The following is a 17,406-nucleotide window of genomic DNA, read 5'->3' on the forward strand; positions in this document are numbered from 1 at the left end:
TTAAAGCCTGTCAGGCAGGTTAGCGGCTTGGGCCGCCATAATCGCAGCTGCCAGCGCTAAGTCGTCTGGGTGGGTAATTTTCAGGTTGTCGCGCCGCCCGCTTACTAATTGCGGCCGTTCGCCCAGGGCTTCGACTGCCGAGGCTTCATCAGTTACCAGTGTTTGCTGCTGGCGGGCGGTTTCCAGTGCACGCCGCAGCAGCGCGTAACGAAAACCTTGGGGCGTTAGCGCATGCCATAAGCCATCCCGGGGTTCGGTTCGCGAGCTCAGGCGCTGGTTATCGGCACGCTTCATGGTATCGGCTACCGGCATCGCCAAGAGCGCGCCAGCGGGGTGTGTCGAAGCGGCTTGATAGAGCGCCTGCAGATCGTTCGCAGTAATACAGGGACGTGCCACATCATGCACCATCACTACATCGTCACCCTCGGCCGTCATGGCGTGCAGCGCATTTAACACGCTGTCCATTCGCTCGTTGCCACCGGGTACTCGCTGCCAGTCCGCAAAAGGTACCCAGCCTGGTGAAAACCAGCGGTCATCAGCATCTAAACAGAGTACCAAGCGGGCGTGGGGAAAGGCGTGATGCAGCCGAGCCAAGGTATGCGCCAACACCGGCTGTTCATCGGCCAAGGTTAAATACTGTTTAGGCTTGTCTGCCCCCATGCGGCGACCTTGGCCCGCCGCAGGAACGATTAGCCAGGTTTGGCTCACTGTGCCGGCTCCTGGGGAGCGACCAGACCCGCATTAATACCGATCAGCTCATTCTCAATTGCCACACCAGGCACCCAGAAAAATTGTTCATCGGTACGCACCATGCCCATATCGCTACGCGCCCGTTCCTCTATGGCGTCTAAACCGTTTTTTAAATCCGTCACTTCGGCCGCCAGCCGCGCATTGCGCTCGCGCATGGGTACATTGGCCGCTTCTTGCACCGCCACACGTTGCTCCACACGCTGTAAATCGCTCCAGCCGCCGTTACCTAGCCACAATTCGTATTGAAGCAGTGCCACCACCGCGAGCAATGTTATCACTAGCCATTTGCGCATCATTGCTCTCCCTAGGTATATCGGCTGGGTTTATTAAAAGCACTGGCTGAATCAACCTCTGCGCTGATCCGCTGAAGAGCGCTTATCGGCGCGTATTATGCCATTAAGGGGCAACACCAGCGAGCCGCGCCTTACTTTAATGTCGGTTTTAATAGCAGTTTTAATATCGACTTAAATGACGGCGTAAATGATCGTTAAAATCACTGCTTAAATGGCAGCGCTTGATGGGCCGCTTCGCGATAGGCGCTGACATGCTCGCCCTCTTCCTGGCAAAACTGGGCGACACCGGCAGCAAGCCCCGGATGGCGAATATAGTGCAGCGAGCGCACTCGTTGAGGGGCAAAGCCACGCACCAGCTTGTGCTCACCCTGGGTGCCTGGATCAAACAGCGTTATGCCATGCTGCAAACAGTACTCAATCCCCTGGTAGTAGCAAGCCTCAAAGTGGAGACAATCAGCGACGACCTCGCTTCCCCAATAGCGGCCATATAACGTGCTACTGCCACGAAAATAGAGCGCTGCGGCTACCGGGCGGCCTTCACTATGGGCCTGTACCAGCACTAGCGCGTCCGGCATGGTTTGGCGTAGTTGTTCAAAAAAATCATGGTTTAAATAAGGCGGACGACCACGCTCATGGTAGGTAATCGCATAGCAGCGATAGAAATGTGCCATATCGGCGGAGGTAATCGCCTCGCCTTCCAAACGCGATACCGTTAAGCCTTGCTCAGCGACTAAGCGCCGCTCGCGCTTGATCATTTTGCGTCGCTTAGAGGTCAGGCTGGCCAAGAAGCCATCAAAGTCGCCAAAACCACGATCACGCCACTGAAACTGGACGCCTTCACGGGTGATAAGCTCGGGGCACTGTGCCTGCCAAGCGGTGACATCCGCTTCATTGGCAAACAGCAAATGCCAGCTTGAAAGGGCTTGGCTTGTGCACTGTTCACGCCATGCCTCGGCAAGAAACGCTCGCACTGCCGTGGCATCGGCGTGTTCAGCAATCAGCGTGCGCACGCCGGGTACCGGTGTGAACGGCACCGCGCTAAGCGCTTTAGGATAATAACGACCACCGGCGTGTTCTAACGCTTCCGCCCAGCCCCAATCAAACACATACTCACCGTAGGAGTGATGCTTGCGGTACATGGGCATCGCCGCGACTAGCTGCTCGCCTTGCCATACACTCAGATGACAAGGCTCCCAGCCGGTAGCCACGCTGACCGAGCCGCTGGCTTCAAGTGCGTGTAAAAAAGCATGGCGTAAAAAGGGCTGATCATTATCGACGAGTGCATCCCACTGGCTTGCCGTGACGGCCCCAATGGTGGGTAGAATAGTGAGCGACAGTGGATCTAACGGCATAGCACCTTCCAGGGAGTGTGGGGCTAACGCAATATAAATTACCAGCACCACTTTACACTAACTGACTGCATTAACCGTTTACATTAATCATTGTCGTCAGCCGTTTATACCGACCAACTATACCGACATTGATACCCACGTTTATCACTCACGCCGATAGCGGCGTACAGGAGAGGCCATGAAGCGCGACCTAACGGGTGACTTCCAAACGCAGCGTCATGCTGCCGATCAAATGCCCTACCCGACGCTAACGGTGCGACGTGAACGACTAGCCCGCCTTGCGCGCATGACCAAGCATCACCAGCTAGAGATTATCCGTGCGATTCAAACCGATTTTGGTCAGCGCAGCGACGTGGAAATACGCATAGCCGAGATCAGCGCGGTACTAGACGCCATTCGTCACGCAAGACTCAATCTATGGCGCTGGATGCGCCCTTGGGCGGTCAGTATGCCCTGGCGGCTACTGCCAGCACGGGCTCGCATTGCGCCTCAGCCACTGGGCGTTGTCGGCGTGATATCACCCTGGAACTACCCATGGTGTTTGTCGTTAATGCCGGTGGTTGACGCCTTTGCAGCCGGTAATAGGGTGTTACTCAAACCTAGCAAGCACTCCCCCGCTACCAGCGCCCTACTGAAGCGATTAGTACCGCAATATTTTACCCCTGAAGAGTTCAACGTGGTGGAGGGCGATGAGGAGGTTGCGCGTCGTTTTAGCGGCTTACCGTTTGATCACTTGATATTCACTGGCTCTACCGCGGTGGGACGGCAAGTCGCCCAAGCGGCGGCGGCGAATTTAACCCCAATCACGCTAGAACTGGGCGGTAAATCGCCAGCTATCGTGGCGGGCGATGCCGACCTGGATCAAGCGGCCGCAGCGATTATTTTCGGCAAAGGCATGAACGGCGGACAAACCTGTATTGCCCCTGACTATGTGCTGGTAGAAAGTCGCCATATTAGCGGCTTGGTTAAGGCGTTAAGCCACACCATTCAACAGCAGCGACCCGACGACCACGCAGCCACGTCTCCCATTGATGCCGCTCACCAACAGCGGCAGGAGGCCATGCTACAAGAAGCCCACGATCATGGCTGTAGAATCGTTGATCACGGTCCACATGCGCCTGCACTGATTATCGACCCCCATCAAGATCTTCAGGTGATGCGTGAAGAAACGTTTAACCGCTGCCTACCGGTGATTGGCGTCAGTGATATATCGGCAGCTATCAACGTTGTGAATGCCCTCCCCCACCCATTAGCGCTTTACGCATTTACTCACGATAAAGTTTTACAGCAACAGCTGCTGGAAACCACTCGTTCTGGGGCACTGGTGTTTAATACGACGCTGCTGCATCACGCAGTGCCATCTTTACCTTTTGGTGGTGTAGGCGAGAGTGGCATGGGCGCCTATCACGGCCGCCACGGCTTTGAGCGATTTAGTCATTTACGTAGTGTTTTTTATCAATCAAAACGCACACCCAGCCACATGTTTTATCCGCCTTACCGGCGCTGGCTAATGAAACTGATTGGGCTTGGTTAAAGCTTACGGGTTAATGTCCGATATTTAGTTATACATTGGCATAAAACCCTTATGGTATGTTTTATTAATTCTCAGCTTTGGAATGGTCATGCAAGCCACAGAAACACCTGATAACGAAACACAGCGTTTGGCGGCCTTGCATGCTTTACAGGTACTCGATACCCCTCTCGATACGGCTTTTGAGCGTATGACGCAATTGGCCCGTGACCTGTTTGATGTGCCTATTGCGCTGGTTTCATTAGTCGATCAAGAGCGCCAATGGTTTAAATCGCATCAGGGCCTTGAGACCTGTGAAACCAGCCGTGAAGTCTCTTTCTGCGCCCATGCCATTGCGCTTGATGCGCCACTAGTGATCGAAGATACGCTTCACGACGAGCGCTTTATAGATAATCCGCTGGTCGGTGACCTGCCACATATCCGCTTTTATGCAGGTTACCCACTACGGCCATTAAATGGCATGCCAGTAGGCACACTGTGCATCATTGATCGCCAGCCTCGCGTCTTCAGCGAGCGTGACTTAATGTTACTCGGCAGTTTGGCCGGTCAAGTAGAAGAACTACTGCGCCAGCATAAACTGCAGGTAGACCTCACCCATACCGCGCGCCGTTTTGAGGCGCTATTTACCAAAAGCGCCACCGCCAAGATACGTATTGATCACGCGGGCCTGATTATTGGCATCAACCCCTTCGCACTGAACCTTCTCGGTTATGAAGAGAGCGAGCTACTCGGCAAAAATGTCTCTGTCCTTACGCCCCCAGGCATAAGCTCACAGCACGATTCGTTTATCGCCCGCTATATTGCCGGTCACGAGCCCAAAGTCATTGGGCGTGGCCGTGAAGTAGAGGCGTTACATAAAGAGGGGCGTTACATACCGGTTCATCTCGCGATTAATGCCATCCACGATGATCACGGAAAAGTGGTCGAGTTTTTAGGCGTACTCACCGATTTAACCGATGTTTACAACGCCAACCGCAGGATGCGTAAAGAGCAGAACTTGCTCAAAGTGCTCCACCAGGGCGTTACCGACTATCAAGCATTAATGTCGGGAGAACGCCTATGGACCTTCTTAATGGAGGCGCTTCGCGACCTTACCGACAGTGACTACGCGCTGATTGGTGAAGTGATGCCCACCACGACCACCAATGCGCTTAAAATCCATGCGATTACCGACCTGTCCTGGAGTGTAGAGTCTCGCCACCTGATGGAGCGGCTGCGTAGCGGCGATATGACCCTCACCAACCCCAAATCGCTGCTCGGCCGTGTGTTTGCATTTGGCGAAGTGATTATGACCGATGACGTTTATAGCCACGTCAAACGCGGCGGCTTTCCCCCGGGTCATCCACCGCTGCATAATTACCTGGGTGTACCCATATTCAGCGGCGAGCGGCTAATCGGCATGTTTGCCATCGCCAATAGCAAACAGCCGCTCAATCAGGCACTGCTGGATTGGCTGCAGCCGTTTACCGATACCTGCGCTCTGCTGATCAACCTTTACAGCCAAATGGCTGAGCGTGAAGAGGTCACCAAAGATTTGGCTAACGCCAGAGATCAAGCGGAAATTGCCAATCAGGCTAAAAGCGAATTTCTCTCCTCGATGAGCCATGAATTGCGCACACCGCTCAATGCCATCATTGGGTTTTCTCAATTACTAGCCAAAGGACGGCGCGACCCACTGACTGAAAAACAACAGCGCCAAGTAACACAAATCGAGAAAAGCGGGCTTCATTTGCTTAATTTAATCAATGAGATACTCGACCTCGCCAAAATAGAAGCAGGTCATCTGACGCTATCCATTGAGGCAATCGTAGTGGCCAACGTGATTGACGATGCTTGCAGTACGCTTGAGGCTAACATCGAAGCGGCGGGTATTACTTTACTTCGCACACCTCACCCGCTCCACTGGCAAGTCAGCGCGGATTACACCAGAACCAAACAAGTGCTGCTTAACCTGCTCTCCAATGCGATTAAATATAACCGTCACCATGGCACTATCGAAATCGCGGTAACGCAAGAGAGCGATGAGCTATGTATTAGCGTTACCGATTCGGGAAAAGGCATTGCTGTTGAGCGCCAGCATGAACTATTTGAACCGTTTAATCGCCTTGATGCTGAGCAGAGCACAACGGAAGGTACGGGTATCGGCTTAGCCATTACCCGCGAACTCATAGGGCGGATGCAAGGGCGCATCGGTGTGGAAAGCGCGCCAGGACAAGGATCCACCTTCTGGTTTACGTTACCTATCAACGACCAGAGCCTACCGCAAGAAAACGTGCTGCCTAGTGAAGTCGCAGAGACCACCAACGAGACTGAGCACATCTTTCAGCTGCTTTATATTGAGGACAATCCAACTAACCAACGGTTGATGGATGACATTATAGAAGACTATCCCAATATTGAGCTTCAGACGGTGTCCAGTGCAGAACTAGGGCTTGAAATCATGCGTCACTCGCCGCCTGATTTAGTGTTAATGGATATTCATTTACCCGGTATGAATGGCTATCAAGCGTTAGCGGAGATACAGAACACCCCCGAACTCCAGCATATTAATGTGATTGCCCTGTCGGCCAATGCGATGGATCGCGATCTTCGCTATGGTTTAGCCGCCGGTTTTGCTGATTACCTGACGAAACCCATCGATATCGAGAAGCTAAGCCGTACGCTTCACCAGTTTTTACCGACTGTGTTAAGGAAGGTGCCATGAGCCTTACCGAAAAACACCTGCTAGTTATTGATGACAACACGGTTAATATCGAATTATTGCTCGACCTACTTGACGAGTATGGCTTCGAGAATGTTCACGGTATTAATGATTCACGGGAAGTGCTTGGCCACTGTCAGTTGCAAATGCCTGACCTGCTACTGCTGGATATCCGTATGCCCTACTTAGACGGCTACGCGGTTATTGAGCAGTTGAGTGCCCACTTTGAAGAGCAGATGCCTCCGATCATTGTGCTCACCGCGCAAATCGATGATGCCACCCGTCAACGCGCTCTCGCTTTGGGCGTTCGTGATTTTATCACCAAGCCCTTTAAGCAGGATGAAGTCCTGCAGCGTATACGCAATACGTTGAACATTGAGCACCGCTATCAAATACGCGATAAGCAGGTCGATACGTTAGAAATGACGGTCGCTAAACGCACCCAAGAGCTTGATAGCCAGTCGCGCACTGACTCAATTACCCAATTACCCAATCGCCGCGGATTAAACCAGGCATTGCAAGCGGCAGCCCTTCAAGCCTCCGGCACAGGGGTATTGTTTATTGCGCTCGATAAATTAGATGATGTGGTGCGCCTGCACGGCTACCAGGTCGCCGACCAATTGCTGCGTCACATTAGCCAACAGCTGCGACAACAGCTTAGCGCTGATTGCCTGCTCGGCTTATGGGGTGGCAGCGAACACCTGATTATCACACCAACGGCAGATTCAGCCAAGCTGACGCAACTGGCTGAACAGCTGTTGAGCTGCTTTGAGCAGGATCAGGCGTTGGATGAGCTGCTGCTTCCCCTTAGCGCACGTATCGGGATTAGCGGTGAAACGGGCCATTTTGAGACTGAACGCCTGGTGCATATGGCCGCCTTAGCGTTGCCGCCCCAAGGGTCGCTACGCATCCAATGCTATACGCCAGCGATTGAGGAGAAGCAGCGCCATCAGCTACACATTCAGCAGGCGATACGCGGTGCCACCGAGCGAGGTGAAATGTCGCTCGCTTTCCAGCCCAAATTATCGCTGGCCGATCACAAAATTATAGGCGCAGAAGCACTCCTGCGCTGGCACCATCCAGAGCTCGGTCTTATCTCCCCAGGCGAGTTTATTCCACTGGCAGAAGCCAGCGGTGATATTCTTGCCATCGGTGACTGGGTGCTCACTGAGGCGATGCGCTACATCAACCTTTGGCGGGCGCAAGGACTGCTCAATGACGACTTCCATATTGCCGTCAACGTGGCCGCACGCCAGCTAACGCGTAAAGACTTTGCCCAACAGCTACTGGCACGGCTTGAAGAGCAGCAGATTCCCCAGCGCTTCTTTGCCCTGGAAGTGACAGAATCCGGGTTGATGAGCGATATGGATCACGCCCGTCAGCAGCTCGCACAACTGGCCCAAATGAATATCGCTGTCGCTATTGATGATTTTGGTACAGGCCAGTCGTCACTGGCGTATATTAAAACGCTGCCCTTCTCGACACTCAAAATCGATCGCGCCTTTGTGATGGACTTGGAAACCAGCGCCATTGATCGCCAACTGGCGCAAACGATCACCCAACTTGCACATAGTGTAGGTTGCGATGTGGTGGCAGAAGGCATCGAAAATTCCGCCCAAGCGGCGTATTTAAGCTCAATTGGCTGTGAGGCTGCACAAGGTTACTTTTACGCTCGCCCGCTGCCTGCGGAGGCCTTCGTGACCTGGTGCAGCGAATGGCAGCCGCTTCTTTCTACTTCTCCTAGGGAGGCCGTTAATGGCTCATGACTTACTTGACCGCTTACGCGAACGTTTAGAAGAACTCAACCGCTCGGAGCGTAAAGTCGCCAATGTAATTCTTGAGGACCCGACGGTCGCTACCAGCCTTAGCATTGCCAGCCTAGCGCAGGCGGCAAGCGTTAGTGAGCCCACGGTTAACCGCTTTTGTCGCAATTTTGGCGCCAAAGGCTACCCCGATTTTAAAATCAAACTCGCTCAGAGTTTGGCCGGTGGCACGCCTTATGTCACCCGGGCCGTGGAGCCCGGCGACACCGCCACCCAGTACACTCAAAAAATTTTTGGCGCCACCATAGCCGCACTAGACGAAGCACAGCGTGAAATCGACATGGCCGCCATCGAGCGCATGGTCGACTACCTCACCCAGGCAAAACAGATCCACATTTTTGGTTTGGGCGCCTCTGGCGCAGTGGCCCAGGATGCCCAACACAAGTTCTTCCGCTTCAACCTGCCGGTGATGGCCTACATAGATGTGCTGATGCAACGCATGGTCGCCGCCGCCTGCCATACCGGTGATGTGGTAGTGATTATTTCCTACACCGGCCGCACCCGGGAACTGGTGGATATTGCCCGCTTGGCGAGGGATGCCGGCGCCGTGGTTCTGGGCATTACCGCGCCGAATTCGCCGTTAGCGCATGAGTGTACTGCCACGCTTGAAGTGGCCACGCCCGAAGACACCGACCACTACATGCCGATGACCTCGCGGGTAATCCAATTAACGCTGATTGATGCGCTGGCCACCGGAGTGACCCTGAGGCGTGGTGAAGACTTCTTACCCCACCTCAAGAAAATCAAAGACAGCCTGCGCGACACCCGCTTTCCGGTGGAAAAGCCAGGCAAGTGATTGGTGAGTGTTTACTCACTGACGGCGGCGGTCACGGTAATTTCCACTTTCAGCTCATCGGCTGGCAGCGGTGCGCACACGCAGGTGCGCGCCGGGGCATAACCCTCCGGCACCCAGGCGTCCCAAACCTCGTTCATGGCAGCAACGTCGCTGCCGTCTTTTAGATAAACCGTCGCGCTAAGCAGCTGCTCGCGGCTTGAACCAATCTCTTTCAGTAGCGCATCCACCCGCGCCAGCATGCTTTCCGTTTGCGCGGTAATATCGCCATTACGGGCCTCAGGACCGGCCACTTGGCCACACAAATAGGCAACCCCTTGGTGAATCACTGCTCGGCTCATGCGGGCTTTCGTATCGTGGCGCTGAATCGTCATAGTGCAAACTCCCAATAAGTAGAAAAAAAGCAGTCTAAACCGCTTAGCTTACCTTTGACCATGCCAAAAGCATTAAGGCTATCAAAGCCGATCGGTAGGCACTGGGCGATGTTCAAAGACCCGCCGCAGGACAAAGCTGGTGTGCGCCCCCGTCACGCCTTCAATCCGGTTGATCACGTGCAGGAGCAGGTGTTGATAGTCGTCCATATCGCGCACCAGAATCTTGAGCTGAAAATCCGCCGCCTGACCGGTAATAATCAAACACTCGATGACATTGGGTATTTCCCGTATATGGCGCTCGAAATTATCAAAGCGTTCCGGCGTATGCTGATCCATGGAAATATGCAGTAGCGCCATCAGTTGATAGCCCAGTTGACGGGAATCGACTTCTGCACGGTAGTGCAGAATCAAGCCATGCTCCTCCAAGGCTCTCACCCGACGCAAACAAGGCGAAGGAGAAAGGCCGATACGGTCAGCTAACTCCTGATTACTGATCCGTCCTTCCTGCTGCACGATATCCAATATATGACGATCAAAACGATCCAACACCAGTGGCGACACGGACATAAAAAGCAGCTCCTACCATAAAATTAAAGACTATCGATATTTTATGCTAATTATGTGCCTGGTGGACCTATTTTCGCAAGAACCTAGCGCGGCAAAGCGCATACACTGGATAGGCTGTCAAAAGCAGCCAACGAAGTAGTGCGGTCGCCACAAGCAGCCGATTCAATCAACCAGCTACGCTTAGGAAATCCACCATGTCCGCTTTCGATCATCGCAAGTATCGCCCTGCGCCCCGTGTACCTGCTTTCAACCGTCAATGGCCGGATCGTGACCTTGATCACGCCCCGATCTGGGTGAGCGAAGACCTACGCGACGGTAACCAGGCGTTACTTGAGCCGATGACCGTTGAGCAGAAACAGCGCTTCTGGCATCAGATCGTTAAAGTAGGTATCAAAGAAGTCATGGTGGGCTTTCCTTCGGCCAGCCAACCGGACTACGACTTCGTGCGCTGGCTGATCGAAGAGGATCAAATTCCCGATGACGTCACCATTGCGGTGCTGGTGCAGTGTCGCGAACACCTGATCGAAAAGACCTTTGCCTCGCTGGTAGGCGCCAAACGCGCCATTGTTCACCTCTACAACTCCACCTCAACGGTTCAGCGCGAACGTGTCTTTGAGATGGATCGCGCCGGTATTGTGGATATCGCGGTACAGGGCGCCACCTGGGTTAAGACCTACGCCGACCGTTACCCGGACATTGACTGGCGCTTTCAGTACTCACCGGAAAGCTTTTCCAGCACCGAAATCGATTTTTCCCTGGAGGTCTGCGAAGCAGTCTTGGATGTTTGGCAGCCAACGCCGGACAACAAATGCATTCTCAACCTGCCGACCACGGTGGAAGTGGCTGGGCCGCACCATCACGCCGACCAGATTGAGTACTTCTGCCAGCACATCAGCCGCCGCGACAGTGTGATCATCTCGGTGCATACCCACAACGACCGCGGTGGCGCTGTCGCCTCCGCCGAGCTTGCCCTGCTGGCCGGTGCCGAGCGGGTAGAAGGCACCCTGCTGGGCAATGGCGAGCGTACCGGTAATATGGATATCGTCACCCTGGCGATGAACCTTTATAGCCAAGGCATTGATCCTGAGCTGGATCTTTCCAATCCTGATGAAATCATTCAGGTCGTCAACGAGTGCACCGGGATTGCGATTCACCCACGCCACCCCTGGGTGGGCGAGATGGTCTACACCGCTTTCTCAGGCAGTCACCAAGATGCGATCCGTAAATCACTCAAGCACCAGAAGCCCGACGAGCCGTGGCAAGTGGCCTATTTGCCCATTGATCCCCATGACATCGGTCGCGACTATCAGGCCGTCATTCGCGTCAACAGCCAGTCCGGTAAGGGGGGCATGGCCTTCCTGCTGGAACGCGATTACGGCATTAACCTGCCGCGTTGGATGATGCTGGCCTTGGCGCCTTACGTGCAGCAAGAGAGCGAAAAACGCGCCAGCGAACTCTCCAGCGAAATGATTCGCCAGGTGATGTTTGATCACTTCACCCAGGAAGCACCGCTCTCGCTAGTCGACTACCGGCTTTCCAAGGGTCAGCAGGAAGGCATTGAAGTCACGCTGCAACAAGGTAGCGAAACGCTACGCCTTTCAGGCAAGGGCAACGGCGCGATGTCCGCGTTTACCGATGCGTGGCAACGTCACTCCGGCAGCAGCGTAGGCATTATCGATTACAGCGAGCACTCTCTCGGTGCCAGCAGCGAGGCCAATGCCATTGCCTTTGTGCAGCTTAATATCGATGGTCAGCGGCTCTGCGCGGTAGCCGAGGACAGCGATACGGTAAGTGCATCGCTCAAGGCGATCATCGCGGGTATCAATTTCACCGATCAAACGGTGGCAAAGGGATTATCTTCCAAGGAAGCAGAGCTGACGCTGTAACCGCCGCTGCCACCTAAACCTCAACTGGCGATGTAGCCTGACTCAAGCAGGGATTCATCTACGTCGCCAGCAAGCGTATCGAAGACAAATATTGCACACCCAGCTCTACTTTCGGTATTTCTCACATGGATTAGCGCAAAATCAACACCGGCAGCTGCGCTTTACGCAGCATCGCGGTGGTAGTACTGCCGACCAATAGGTGGCGAATTCGCGAGTGGCCGTAGGCCCCCATCACCAACATATCAATGCCGTTCTCTTGTTTGTAAGCACGTAGCGTTTTTTCTACTTCGCCAGAGCGGATGGCCCCTTCGGCAGTGTGACCGGCCTCGCGCAGTGTTTCTAATGCCCAGGCTAGCTGCGAGCGGTTTTCTGCGGTTTCCGCACCCACAATCACCACGTGGCAGGTGGCGCCCTCAAATAGTGGGCTTTTAGCCAGCATTTCCACGCCTTTACGCGCGGTGTTACTGCCATCGAATGCCATCATCACGTTATGCGGCTGGGTAAACTGTTTCGGCACCATAAGAATCGGCCGGTGCATTTCCCGCACCACACGCTCAAGGTTGGAGCCTAAATGGCCGCTGGCTTGGTGCGCCGTTTCGCCCCGCTTGCCGACTACCAGCAAGCGCACCTCTTTTTCGTTCTCGACTAACGTTTCCACCAGCGTACCGTTGCGCTGCAAGCACTGCGGCTCGGCAACGCCCGCGCTTATCGCACGCTCTTTGGCGGCGTCTAACAGTAGTCGCCCGCGTTCACGGGAGACTTTGGCATGCTGCTCTTCTATACCCGAGAGTTTTTCCAGCAGGTGCTCTCGGGTACCTAATCCTAGGTTACCGGTTAAATCCGGCTCGGTTACCTGGGCGTGATGATTATCGACGGTGTGGATAAAACTAAGCGGCGCATTCAGCGCTTTAGCGGCCCAGGCCGCATAATCACACACACCTTCTGAAAACTGAGAACTATCGATAGCGGCCAACACGCGATCTGACATGGAGTACTTCTCCTTGAGCGGGGGCATCAACATTGTTGTTATATTCTCGACCTTTTCTACACCAACTGATTGACGTGCGACACCCTAAAACGCTCTTGCGTGCTTCGGACGCTATAAAACGCACATGCTAAACTGGGCGGCCTATTTATTGAGCGCCTAAGGGGGAAGCATGAGTGATGGCTTAACAAGCGTACTGTTAGTCGCACTCGGCGGCGCGCTGGGTGGCATGGGGCGGTTTGCGGTTTCCAATCTACTGGCCCGCTATCTCGGTAAGGCCTTTCCCTGGGGAACCCTGGCGGTTAATGCCAGCGGCGCGTTTCTAGCGGGCTGGCTACTCGGCAGCCTAGGTATCGCCAACGCCCCCTCACCTTTATGGCTGTTCACTGTCGCCGGTTTACTGGGTGGCTACACCACCGTTTCTTCTTTTAGCTTGCAGACCATCGAGCTATGGCAAGGCGGCCAGCAACTGCGCGCCAGCGTGAATGTAGGGGCCACGCTGCTGTTTGGCTTAGCCATGGTCACCTTTGGCTGGTTGTTATCAGGCGCTTCTCTGTCAGGAGCGAACTTATGAGTGCCTGGAGAGCGTACCTTGCGGTGGGCATCGGCAGCGGCGTCGGCAGCGTGCTACGTTACGGCGTTTCGCTGTTATCGCAGGCGGCATTAGGGGGTTATTTCCCGTGGGGAACACTTATCGTCAACGTGCTGGGTTCTTGTTTAATCGGCTGGTTGGCTGCCACCTTCTCGCGCTCACCCCACAGCCCACTCGCGCGTTTGCAACCGTTACTGGTCGCCGGGTTTTGCGGGGGCTTTACCACCTTTTCGCTGTTTAGCTTAGAGACGCTGTATCTGGTGCAGGTGGGCAAACCAGCTATGGCGCTGGTTTATATAGTGGTCAGCCTGCCGCTTTGGCTGGGTGCCGCCGTTGTGGGTGAACGCATGGCGCTTTCTCGTTAGGCTTTGTACGAAAACTGCCTGCGCTCGTCTATACGGCGTTAAAAATCATCTCGTGCGCGAGTCCGATCAAAATGCTCATTTACACCCTGTAAACTCCGCTTTTTCGTTGATTTTTGCCTTGTCTAGCCATCGCTCGCCGACTTTTCGTACAAACCCTAGCAAAACCGTCAGCCAAAGGACGATCCAGTATGCGCGATCAGATGGAACAGTATCAGTCTTGGCTCTATCTGGTATTCATTGGCTTGGGTTTAGCACTAGGCATCGGGGCGCCGGGATTTGCTCAGCGCCTAGCGCCGTTAGTATGGCCTCTATTAGGCATACTACTGTATGCCACCTTTACTCAAATCCCCTTACTGAACATTGCCCGCAGCTTCACTGACAAGCGCTTTATGGCGGCGTTACTAACCGGCAACTTTATCGCCATTCCCGCTTTTTTAGCGCTTTTCGTTTTGTGGCTACCGCTTTCTTCCGCAGTGCTGGCAGGCGTTCTGCTGGTACTGCTAGTACCCTGCACCGATTGGTTTATCACCTTTACGCATTTAGGCAAAGGCGATGCCGCCCGGGCGATGGCTGCCACCCCGCTACTGCTGCTGGTGCAGATGGTTGCGCTACCGATTTATCTTTGGCTGTTTTTAGGCAGTGAATGGTTTCAGTTAACGCTTTCTAAAGAGCTACTGAGTGCCTTTACCGGCCTTATTATTACGCCGTTAGTGCTCGCTTGGCTGACTGAATACCTAGCCCAAGGCCGCCGCAGCATTAAACGCAGCGTTGCCTGCCTGGGGCTGCTGCCCGTGCCGCTATTGGCGCTGGTGGTGTTTATGATTGCCGCTTCGCAGGTTCACACTGTGATCGAGCTTAGCGAGGTGTTGGCTCAGGTCGTCTTTATCTTTATCGGTTTTTTACTCTTCGCGGCACTGCTGGGCAAAGGGCTAGGCAAGCTGTTTGCATTGCCCACCGCTAGCGCCCGAACCCTGGCCTTTAGCTTTGGCACGCGTAACTCCTTTGTAATGCTGCCTATCGCCCTGACGCTACCCAGCGCTTGGCAGGCCGCGGTAGTCGTGATTGTGTTTCAATCACTCATCGAACTCTTTGGCATGGTGGCATTCTTACGCTGGGTGCCTAGCAAGCTATTGCCAGAGAAAATACATTAACTGATGCGGTGATAGCCCCCCAACACCCCCTGCTTGCTCATCACCAACTGCCAGAGATGGATTTCCCGAGCGCGGAAAGCACCAGCGCAGCTTAATAAATAGTAGCGCCACATGCGATAAAACCCCTCGCCATACTGGTCTTTAAACGTCGGCCAGTGAGCCTCAAAGTTTTGATGCCAAGCCATCAGCGTACGGTCGTAATCAGCCCCAAAGTTATGTACATCCTCTACCACGAAAAGCGCTTCAGCAGCGTCCGTGACTTGCCCCATGGTGGGCAGCTCCCCATTGGGGAAAATGTACTTATCAATCCAGGGGTCGGTGACCGTATTACTTAGATTTTTGCCAATGGTATGCAGCAAAAACAGCCCATCATCTTTTAAGCAACGGTTGGCGACACTCATAAATTCACGATAGTTTTTATGCCCCACGTGCTCAAACATGCCGATGCTGACAATGCGGTCAAACTGCTCGTGCTCATTACGGTAATCCTGCAAGCGAAACTCAACCGGCAGGCCTTTTTTGATCAGCCGCTGCCCGAACTCGGCTTGCTCCTTAGAGATCGTAAGGCCCACGCATTCAACGCCGTAATGCTCGGCAGCGTAGGCCATAAAGCTTCCCCAACCGCAGCCGATATCCAGCACGCGCATACCTGGTTTCAATTGAAGTTTTCGACAAATGAGATCTAGCTTGGCTTCCTGGGCTTCATCCAACGTTTGAGCATGTTTCCAGTAACCGCAGGTATACGTCATGCGTTGATCAAGCATGGCAGCATAGAAGTCATTACCCAGATCGTAATGCTTTTCGCCCACTTCCCATGCGCGCTTAACGGTTTGGCGATTCAGCAGGCGCGAACGTAACGAGTAATACACTAGTTGGGTAGGCTTGATACGCTGCCCAAGCTGAGCACGCATTAAGCGGTAAAACAGCTCGTCTAGTTGCGCAGCGTCCCAATCCCCTTTCATATAGCTTTCGCCAAGCCCGAGGTTACCTCGCGAAAGGGCGCTATCGATAACACCGGGTGCTTTTAGCTGTATGTCCCAGGATCGTCGGCCATCCAACTGAATATCGGCTTGGGCCAGCAACTCGGCGACAAAACGATGGGAAGGAGAGGCTTCATCGAAGCCAACAGGGACTGTTCTCTCTAAGGTAGGCATATTCAAGGCAGGCTCCTCGCACTATTCCAGTGTGTGAATAGATAACAACCTGACTATCAGCATAGAACCGCATTGCAACATTAGCATTGTTAAATAAGCCACCTTAACGCTAATTAAATACAAAAAAACCGGCCACTCAAATTACGAGGGCCGGCTGCAGAGAAGAAGTCGCAATGCGAGCTAAACGGTGATGCGCTGCTGTTTAGTGAGCCTTAGCGCAAAATCAGTACCGGTATGCGGCTACCACGTAGCATGGCCGTGGTTGTGCTACCTACCAGCAAGTGGCGAATACGCGAGTGCCCGTAGGCGCCCATCACCAGCAGGTCAATGCTGTGCTCTTTTTCGTAGGCTTGCAGGGCTTCATCTACCTCGCCAGCACGAATAGCGCCTTCGGCCTGGTGGCCAGCTTCACGCAACGTGCTTAACGCCCACTCAAGCTCGGAGCGGCGTTCAGCCGTTTCTGCACCCACGATCAGCACATGGCACTCGGTGCCTGCAAACAGCGGCGAACGGGCCAGCATCTCGACGCCTTTTCGGGCGGTTTTGCTGCCGTCAAAGGCTATCAATATCTTTTCAGGCCGCTTGAAGGTTTTCGGCACCATCAGGATCGGGCGGTGCAGTTCACGCACCACCCGCTCAAGGTTAGAACCCAGATGCCCACTGGCTTGGTGGGCGGTTTCACCGCGCTTGCCCACTACCAGCAAACGTATGTCTTTCTCAAGCTCTAACAGGCTTTCCACCAGGGTGCCATTGCGCTGGCGCGTGGCGGGGTCGCTGACCCCATCTTCTATTGCGCGCTCTTTGGCGGCTTCCAACATCAACTTGCCTTGCTCGCGATTCACCTTCGCGCGCTGCTCATCAAGTTCGGAAAGCTCTTTCATCAGCCGTTCGCGGGCGCCGAAACGCAGGTTGCCGGAAAGGTTCTGCTCTTCGGGTACGCCTGAATGATTGTCGACCACATGCACAAAGGTTAACGGTGCATCCATGGCCAAGCTTGCCCAGGCGGCGTAATCGCAGACGCCTTCTGAAAACTGGGAGCCGTCAATAGCGGCTAATACTTGATCTGTCATGTTGCGCTCCTTGCGTTGG

At 54.2% G+C, this 17,406-nt stretch carries 16 protein-coding genes; 8 read left to right on the top strand and 8 right to left on the bottom strand.

All coding sequences use genetic code 11. The features are described from left to right. The 3 genes from ispD to ACXUPB_RS15830 form a co-directional block, all read right to left on the bottom strand. Positions 1 to 708: a 2-C-methyl-D-erythritol 4-phosphate cytidylyltransferase gene (gene ispD / locus ACXUPB_RS15820; RefSeq protein ID WP_472953375.1), complete on the bottom strand. Its 708-nt coding sequence runs from the start codon at positions 706 to 708 to the stop codon at positions 1 to 3. Then, positions 705 to 1,043: a cell division protein FtsB gene (gene ftsB / locus ACXUPB_RS15825; protein WP_008956320.1), complete on the bottom strand. Its 339-nt coding sequence runs from the start codon at positions 1,041 to 1,043 to the stop codon at positions 705 to 707. Before ftsB ends, ispD begins: the two co-directional genes overlap by 4 nt. Before the next feature lie 200 nt (positions 1,044 to 1,243). Beyond that, on the bottom strand, positions 1,244 to 2,395 hold the full coding sequence (locus ACXUPB_RS15830) for a GNAT family N-acetyltransferase (RefSeq protein ID WP_472953377.1): 1,152 nt from the start codon (positions 2,393 to 2,395) through the stop codon (positions 1,244 to 1,246). A gap of 178 nt (positions 2,396 to 2,573) precedes the next feature. Between ACXUPB_RS15830 and ACXUPB_RS15835 the strand changes: the two genes are divergently transcribed. From ACXUPB_RS15835 to ACXUPB_RS15850, 4 genes are all read left to right on the top strand, one after another. Then, entirely contained in the window at positions 2,574 to 3,929 is a 1,356-nt protein-coding gene (locus ACXUPB_RS15835; RefSeq protein WP_472953378.1) for an aldehyde dehydrogenase family protein, read from the top strand. A gap of 88 nt (positions 3,930 to 4,017) precedes the next feature. Beyond that, complete coding sequence (locus ACXUPB_RS15840; RefSeq protein WP_472953380.1) at positions 4,018 to 6,630, top strand: ATP-binding protein; 2,613 nt, start codon at positions 4,018 to 4,020, stop codon at positions 6,628 to 6,630. Continuing rightward, the gene (locus ACXUPB_RS15845) at positions 6,627 to 8,393 is read left to right on the top strand and encodes a two-component system response regulator (protein ID WP_472953382.1); all 1,767 of its coding nucleotides are present in this window, start codon (positions 6,627 to 6,629) and stop codon (positions 8,391 to 8,393) included. Before ACXUPB_RS15840 ends, ACXUPB_RS15845 begins: the two co-directional genes overlap by 4 nt. Next, positions 8,383 to 9,246 (top strand): MurR/RpiR family transcriptional regulator, encoded by an 864-nt coding sequence (locus ACXUPB_RS15850; RefSeq protein ID WP_008956315.1) that lies wholly within the window; start codon positions 8,383 to 8,385, stop codon positions 9,244 to 9,246. Before ACXUPB_RS15845 ends, ACXUPB_RS15850 begins: the two co-directional genes overlap by 11 nt. 11 nt (positions 9,247 to 9,257) lie before the next feature. Here the strand turns inward: ACXUPB_RS15850 and ACXUPB_RS15855 are convergent, their stop codons facing one another. Both ACXUPB_RS15855 and ACXUPB_RS15860 read right to left on the bottom strand, forming a co-directional pair. Next, entirely contained in the window at positions 9,258 to 9,617 is a 360-nt protein-coding gene (locus tag ACXUPB_RS15855; RefSeq protein ID WP_008956314.1) for a RidA family protein, read from the bottom strand. A gap of 81 nt (positions 9,618 to 9,698) precedes the next feature. Next, positions 9,699 to 10,184, bottom strand: coding sequence for an Lrp/AsnC family transcriptional regulator (locus ACXUPB_RS15860; protein WP_008956313.1), 486 nt, complete (start codon positions 10,182 to 10,184; stop codon positions 9,699 to 9,701). Between the two features lie 194 nt (positions 10,185 to 10,378). On the opposite strand from ACXUPB_RS15860, the gene ACXUPB_RS15865 reads away from it, so the two are divergent. After that, entirely contained in the window at positions 10,379 to 12,070 is a 1,692-nt protein-coding gene (locus tag ACXUPB_RS15865) for a 2-isopropylmalate synthase (protein ID WP_101145202.1), read from the top strand. A gap of 130 nt (positions 12,071 to 12,200) precedes the next feature. Here the strand turns inward: ACXUPB_RS15865 and ACXUPB_RS15870 are convergent, their stop codons facing one another. After that, on the bottom strand, positions 12,201 to 13,058 hold the full coding sequence (locus ACXUPB_RS15870; protein WP_101145201.1) for a universal stress protein: 858 nt from the start codon (positions 13,056 to 13,058) through the stop codon (positions 12,201 to 12,203). A 169-nt stretch (positions 13,059 to 13,227) separates the two neighbouring features. Between ACXUPB_RS15870 and crcB (ACXUPB_RS15875) the strand changes: the two genes are divergently transcribed. The 3 genes from crcB (ACXUPB_RS15875) to ACXUPB_RS15885 all read left to right on the top strand — a co-directional run bounded on the left by crcB (ACXUPB_RS15875) (position 13,228) and on the right by ACXUPB_RS15885 (position 15,163). Further along, a complete protein-coding gene (gene crcB / locus ACXUPB_RS15875) occupies positions 13,228 to 13,629 on the top strand; it encodes a fluoride efflux transporter CrcB (RefSeq protein WP_101145200.1) in 402 nt (133 codons plus the stop codon). After that, positions 13,626 to 14,012 (top strand): fluoride efflux transporter CrcB, encoded by a 387-nt coding sequence (crcB, locus tag ACXUPB_RS15880; protein WP_101145199.1) that lies wholly within the window; start codon positions 13,626 to 13,628, stop codon positions 14,010 to 14,012. Before crcB (ACXUPB_RS15875) ends, crcB (ACXUPB_RS15880) begins: the two co-directional genes overlap by 4 nt. Positions 14,013 to 14,200: 188 nt before the next feature. After that, positions 14,201 to 15,163 carry an arsenic resistance protein gene (locus tag ACXUPB_RS15885; RefSeq protein WP_101145198.1) on the top strand — a complete coding sequence of 321 codons (963 nt, stop codon included), beginning with the start codon at positions 14,201 to 14,203 and terminating at the stop codon, positions 15,161 to 15,163. On the opposite strand, the gene cfa is transcribed toward ACXUPB_RS15885, so the two are convergent. Next, the gene (cfa, locus tag ACXUPB_RS15890) at positions 15,160 to 16,323 is read right to left on the bottom strand and encodes a cyclopropane fatty acyl phospholipid synthase (protein ID WP_101145197.1); all 1,164 of its coding nucleotides are present in this window, start codon (positions 16,321 to 16,323) and stop codon (positions 15,160 to 15,162) included. The two genes, ACXUPB_RS15885 and cfa, sit on opposite strands and share 4 nt — an antisense overlap. Positions 16,324 to 16,529: 206 nt before the next feature. Beyond that, complete coding sequence (locus tag ACXUPB_RS15895; protein ID WP_101145196.1) at positions 16,530 to 17,387, bottom strand: universal stress protein; 858 nt, start codon at positions 17,385 to 17,387, stop codon at positions 16,530 to 16,532. Positions 17,388 to 17,406: the final 19 nt, after the last annotated feature.

The sequence above is a fragment of the Vreelandella sp. DA03-1M genome (genome assembly GCF_055725665.1).

Bases quoted from the DNA above. Each gene is read 5' to 3' on its own strand.
- ftsB (WP_008956320.1), bottom strand. From the start codon at position 1,043: ATGCGCAAATGGCTAGTGATAACATTGCTCGCGGTGGTGGCACTGCTT.
- ACXUPB_RS15830 (WP_472953377.1), bottom strand. From the start codon at position 2,395: ATGCCGTTAGATCCACTGTCGCTCACTATTCTACCCACCATTGGGGCC.
- ACXUPB_RS15835 (WP_472953378.1), top strand. From the start codon at position 2,574: ATGAAGCGCGACCTAACGGGTGACTTCCAAACGCAGCGTCATGCTGCC.
- ACXUPB_RS15840 (WP_472953380.1), top strand. From the start codon at position 4,018: ATGCAAGCCACAGAAACACCTGATAACGAAACACAGCGTTTGGCGGCC.
- ACXUPB_RS15845 (WP_472953382.1), top strand. From the start codon at position 6,627: ATGAGCCTTACCGAAAAACACCTGCTAGTTATTGATGACAACACGGTT.
- ACXUPB_RS15850 (WP_008956315.1), top strand. From the start codon at position 8,383: ATGGCTCATGACTTACTTGACCGCTTACGCGAACGTTTAGAAGAACTC.
- ACXUPB_RS15855 (WP_008956314.1), bottom strand. From the start codon at position 9,617: ATGACGATTCAGCGCCACGATACGAAAGCCCGCATGAGCCGAGCAGTG.
- ACXUPB_RS15860 (WP_008956313.1), bottom strand. From the start codon at position 10,184: ATGTCCGTGTCGCCACTGGTGTTGGATCGTTTTGATCGTCATATATTG.
- ACXUPB_RS15865 (WP_101145202.1), top strand. From the start codon at position 10,379: ATGTCCGCTTTCGATCATCGCAAGTATCGCCCTGCGCCCCGTGTACCT.
- ACXUPB_RS15870 (WP_101145201.1), bottom strand. From the start codon at position 13,058: ATGTCAGATCGCGTGTTGGCCGCTATCGATAGTTCTCAGTTTTCAGAA.
- crcB (WP_101145200.1), top strand. From the start codon at position 13,228: ATGAGTGATGGCTTAACAAGCGTACTGTTAGTCGCACTCGGCGGCGCG.
- crcB (WP_101145199.1), top strand. From the start codon at position 13,626: ATGAGTGCCTGGAGAGCGTACCTTGCGGTGGGCATCGGCAGCGGCGTC.
- ACXUPB_RS15885 (WP_101145198.1), top strand. From the start codon at position 14,201: ATGCGCGATCAGATGGAACAGTATCAGTCTTGGCTCTATCTGGTATTC.
- ACXUPB_RS15895 (WP_101145196.1), bottom strand. From the start codon at position 17,387: ATGACAGATCAAGTATTAGCCGCTATTGACGGCTCCCAGTTTTCAGAA.